Annotated in this window: 1 protein-coding gene; it reads right to left on the reverse strand. The window is 72.7% G+C overall.

The window, feature by feature from the left end; translation table 11 throughout:
• Positions 1 to 685 (reverse strand): calcium-binding protein (locus tag DBR10_RS18045; protein ID WP_272482616.1); only part of this gene is annotated, 685 nt, incomplete at both ends.

Here is a 685-nt window from a genome sequence, read left to right on the forward strand (position 1 = left end):
TGCTGAAGCGGGCCGTGTCCGTGCCGGCACCACCGACCAGGCTGTCATCGCCGAGGCCGCCGGTCAGGACGTCGTCGCCGGTGCCGCCGGTCAGGGTCTCGGCCGAAGCCGTGCCTTCGAGCCACAGGGCCGTGGCGGCGGTCGCCGCATCCACCGTCTGGTCCGAGAAGGCCAGGCGCTCGACGCCCTGCAGGCGGTCGAAGCCGTCTGTGCCGCTGACGATGTAGCCGCCGGTCCCGTCGCTGTAGACCGTCGAGGCTGCCAGGGTGCCGCTGAAGCGGGCCGTGTCGGTGCCCACGCCGCCGACCAGGCTGTCATCGCCGAGGCCACCCGTGAGGACGTCGTCGCCGGTGTTGCCGGTCAGGGTCTCGGCCGAGGCCGTACCCGTCAGCCAGAGCGCGGTGGCCGCCGAGGCGGCCGTGACGGTCTGGTCCGAGAAGGCCAGGCGTTCAACGCCCTGCAGTCGGTCGAAGCCGTCGGTGCCGCTGACGATGTAACCGCCGGTGCCGTCGCTATAGACGGTCGAGGCTGCCAGGGTGCCGCTGAAGCGGGCCGTATCCGTGCCGGCACCACCGACCAGGCTGTCATCGCCGAGGCCGCCCGTGAGGACGTCGTCGCCGACATCGCCGGTCAGGGTCTCGGCCGAGGCCGTGCCTTCGAGCCACAGGGCCGAAGCGGCGGTCGC

The sequence above is a fragment of the Caulobacter sp. HMWF025 genome, from assembly GCF_003060965.1.
In the GTDB taxonomy this organism is placed as follows: Bacteria; Pseudomonadota; Alphaproteobacteria; order Caulobacterales; family Caulobacteraceae; genus Caulobacter.